At 58.2% G+C, this 3,910-nt stretch carries 4 protein-coding genes; 1 reads left to right on the top strand and 3 read right to left on the bottom strand.

The window, feature by feature from the left end; all coding sequences use genetic code 11:
• The 3 genes from IRZ24_RS17760 to IRZ24_RS17770 all read right to left on the bottom strand — a co-directional run.
• Positions 1 to 524: QueG-associated DUF1730 domain-containing protein (locus IRZ24_RS17760; RefSeq protein WP_297167214.1), on the bottom strand; the 524-nt coding region annotated here is incomplete at its 3' end.
• A 9-nt stretch (positions 525 to 533) separates the two neighbouring features.
• Entirely contained in the window at positions 534 to 1,493 is a 960-nt protein-coding gene (locus IRZ24_RS17765) for an ABC transporter permease (RefSeq protein ID WP_297167217.1), read from the bottom strand.
• 23 nt (positions 1,494 to 1,516) lie between these two features.
• Positions 1,517 to 2,620 (bottom strand): ABC transporter ATP-binding protein, encoded by a 1,104-nt coding sequence (locus IRZ24_RS17770; RefSeq protein ID WP_297167220.1) that lies wholly within the window; start codon positions 2,618 to 2,620, stop codon positions 1,517 to 1,519.
• 387 nt (positions 2,621 to 3,007) lie between these two features.
• On the opposite strand from IRZ24_RS17770, the gene IRZ24_RS17775 reads away from it, so the two are divergent.
• Positions 3,008 to 3,910: hypothetical protein (locus IRZ24_RS17775; protein WP_297167223.1), on the top strand; the 903-nt coding region annotated here is incomplete at its 3' end.

A 3,910-nucleotide genomic window follows, 5' to 3' on the forward strand; every position in this document is an offset into this window, starting at 1 on the left:
GCAAGGAAGACCCATGAGCCCCACCCGCGGGTCAGGATAGTCGTATTTTTGCCATACCAGCCAATGCCTGCCCGCTGAGCAACGGCACGATCAACCATGCGCCCGGTATCAACAAAAAGTCGCGCTTCTAGCTCGTGGCCAGCCTCGCGCCGCGCATATTCCCGCAGCCATTCAGCGAACTGTTTCAGCTTAGGCTTGATAACTTCGTGATAGTCCTCTCCCCAGGCATAGCGTGAGATGCGTCCACGCGGCAGATCGTCCTGCGGCTCTTCGGGCGGCTCGCTCAGGTAACACATGGCCAGAGCAATAATCGAGCGTGCCTCTGGCAGAAGAGCATCAGGATGGCAGGAGACTTCTGCCCGCTCGCTGGTGAACCAGGGTAGGCCATCCATGAGGCCCGCAGCGATCCGGTCCTTAATGACTCGCTCGGTCTCTGGGAAAGCTTCTGCCCCTGTGATGCGAACGAGATCGAAGCCTAGTTCATAGCCATAGGCTTTGATTGGGGCGGCATCTAACAGGTCCATAGCACGGTTTCAGTTAGTGATGTCTCTTCTCTGATTCAGCCAGGCTGCAACGCTCAGGAGAAGCACAATGTAGACCAGCAGCACTGTCATAGCTCCCAGGTCGGGGAGCCGCGAGGAGCTGCTGCTGCCAAAGATATAATACCCCTGATGGGCCATCAAGGTGGCTAAGTTATTGCCAATCAGATAGTCTGGTATCGCCCCCAGAAAGGCGCTGACCGGTCCCTGTACAAGCTCGCTGCTGAGCTGGCAGATTTGCCCGATGATCGGCTCCAACAAGTACCAGACTATGCCTCCGCCGATACCCGCGGCACTGGAGCGGCCCAGGATGCCGAAAAACAAAGCAATGACTCCGAAGATGAACCAGTTCAGTATTGCCAGGAGCAAAAAGAGGCCCGTGTGGAGCAGCCAGCTCGTTGTGAGAAAAGGACTGGTGTCAGGCGTTTGCCTCAGGAAGCTGAGTAAATAGCCCGTGATTAGGCCGCTGAGGGTCATCCCGCTAATGCCTACAATACAGCAGATCAATATGGCTGCGACCTTGGCCAAGAGGAATTGGGTGCGCGTCGGCCCGCGGGTGAACAGCAGGCGAATGGTGCCCTGGGTGTACTCACCCCCGGCGCTGCTCCCTGCCAGAATGATAATGAGAATGGTAAAGGGAGTCAGGGCTGTCTGGACGGCGATATGGAGAGAGGCAGGAGGGAGAAGCAGCCGGGCGACCTCGCCGGTGTTGTCTCCCATGGAGAAGAGGAAGAGGGCTAGGAAAACTAGCAAGATGGTCAGCAGACTCACTACGGCTAAGACACGCGTGAGAGGACGACGGCGGAGCTTGTAAAGCTCCATTGCGACCAGGCGTAGCAGTACACTCAGGTAGTCGCGCCGGCCCAGAAGAATTGAGGCGCTGGCGCGCTGCTGGGGTAACTGCTGTCTACCTCTGACCGAGGGCGGAGGGCTGGTATCGACTGGTGGCTGCATAGGCTCTGCTCCTTGTCGCTGACTTACTGGCGCGCTTCTCCCTCCAAGGGAACCTTGCCCAGTGGTGCCAGTGCCGGCCAGCCGCTGACGGCTGAGGCTCCCGGGAACTGAGCTGTGGCTGTGAGTTCAAGAAAGGCTTCTTCCAGGCTGCCTTGATAGGGGTGTAGCTCCGCTGCAAAGAGATCGTGTCGGGCCAGTAAGGCATTGATCTCTGCCGAGCGCGCTGCAGGGGCCTCGATGCGCAGCATTGCGGGGTCTTGTTCTCCGGCGGCTCCTGCCCGTATCCGCTGCTTGCCGATCCCATTGCTCGCACCAGTAATGGACTTGATCCACATGGCTCCTCGCTCACGCGCTTCTTGAAGCACCTGGCAGGCGGCTTGTGCCTCTTGGGCACTGTTCATGCGGATCAGAATATATTCGCTCTGACGCAGGAGATCAGCGACATCGCCCTGCTTGATGAGGTTGCCCCGGTGCAGAATGGCTACACGGTTACAGACTTGCTGAACTTCGTGTAAAATGTGGCTGGAAAGAAAAATGGTCTTTCCTTGCTGGGCAAGGTGGGCGATCAGTCGGCGGATTTCAACCATGCCCACGGGATCCAGCCCGTTGGTCGGTTCATCCAGCAGAATGAGTTCGGGGTCGGTCAGCAGAGCGGCTGCGATGCCAAGCCGCTGCTTCATGCCCAGTGAGTATGCGTGATAAGCCAGTCCGGCGTAGGCACGCAGCTCGACAAGCTCAAGAACCTCCTCGATGCGCTTGTCGTTGAGAGGGTGCCGTGCCATGTCCGAAGCCGCCGCGATGACGCGCAGGTTGTCTCGCCCTGAGAGATAAGGATAAAAGACGGGCGTTTCGACAACGGCCCCAATACGCCGCAGAATGGCCGGGAGCTGGTACTGATTATCCATGCCAAAGATAAAGGCGTGCCCCGCTGTGGGACGGATTAGCCCCAGCAGCATGCGGATGGTGGTGGTCTTGCCCGAACCGTTAGGGCCAAGGAAGCCGAAGACGTCGCCTCGCATCACACGCAGATTCAGGTCGTTGACTGCTACGAGATTACCGAAGGCTTTGGTGAGTCTGCTGGTGCTGATGATGGTATCGTCTTCTCCCGGGAGAATGATATTATTCACGCTTTGCTCCTTGAGACGTGCTCATCCAAGCTGCCAGTTTGGCTTGTAGTGCTGGACGCTCCGGCCTGCGGCCTCATCGCAGGGAGTGAAAAGCGGCGATCAGCCGTGTGACTGGGTCAGTCGCTTGCTGCCTCTGTTTTCCTCCCTTTGCTTCTCTGGCGCTCTTGCTGTCTCTTTAGTATGCCTTGTTTGCTCAGGACTGGCAAGTAGCCTAAGTGGGCCTGTGATCAGGGCTATCGGGAGACAGTGAGGCCTCCGCTTGATCTGATGCTCAAGCTCAAGAAAGCTAAATGCCTGCCCAGGCAGGCAATGGTGCAGAGAGAGAAATGCTGCTCGGCTTGCTGAAAGCAGGGTAGCGAGGAAAGTAAAGAAGGAAAAGACGAGCACATGCGGTCTGTTGATCCTGACAATGAGAGGCTGCCAGGACCACACATCAGCAATGGTCATATGGCTTTCAGTCAAGGTAATTCACTAGGACCATTCTTGCTGGCAGCAATGGAGCCGAGTGACTCATCGCCTACGCCTCTGGCCAACCCTGGGCAGCGCCGTACGGGGCGGCGCCTACTCTGGGTTGTGGTTGCTCTGGTTTTGCTGCTGGTTTTGCTGGGGGGAAGCGCTTGCTACCTCCTCTACGGGCTACGATCAGCGCCTGAGAAGTCATTAGAGGCCTTCTGCTCTGCTCTCAGACAGCATGATCCTCACTCGGCTTATCAGTATCTGGACCCGGCTCTCCAGGGCCAGACCTCTTTACTGGTCTTCGCCGGCTTGCTGGGAAGAACCGAGCGCTGTAGCTATGAGGCCGTGAGTAGGCAGGGAACGCTGGCGACAGCGAGACTACGGCTTACTGTCGCTGGTCAGACGCGGCTGCAGCAGGTGAAACTGAGCGAGCGGGGCGGGACCTGGCTGATTATTGAAGACCAGGCGCTGACGACGCTGCCGCGCTCCCTCTCCTCGTTTTGCACGATGCTAGGGGCCGGAGATGCAGAGGCTGCTTATGGGGGCTTGACTCCTCTTCTGCAAAGTCATGTAGCGCGCGGGGTCTTTCGCCTGCTTGTGGATGGGGTAACTGCCTGCTCAGCGCGGCTTGAAACGGTAGAGCCGACGCAGGCAACGGCATTGGTGTGGGTGAGATACCGTAATGAGACCCAGCCAGAACAAAATACGGCTCTGCTGGTCCCGGCTGCCAGCAACTGGCTCATCGATGCCCTTTCGTCGCTCTCGACGCCGACGCGCTCTCTACTCAGCTTCTGTCGGGCGCTGCAGCAGGGCGACTATGCCACTGCCTACGCC

Source organism: Thermogemmatispora sp. (assembly GCF_019683755.1).
GTDB lineage: Bacteria > Chloroflexota > Ktedonobacteria > Ktedonobacterales > Ktedonobacteraceae > Thermogemmatispora.

Excerpts from the sequence above, each read along its gene's own strand:
- IRZ24_RS17765 (WP_297167217.1), bottom strand. The coding sequence starts at position 1,493 with ATGCAGCCACCAGTCGATACCAGCCCTCCGCCCTCGGTCAGAGGTAGA.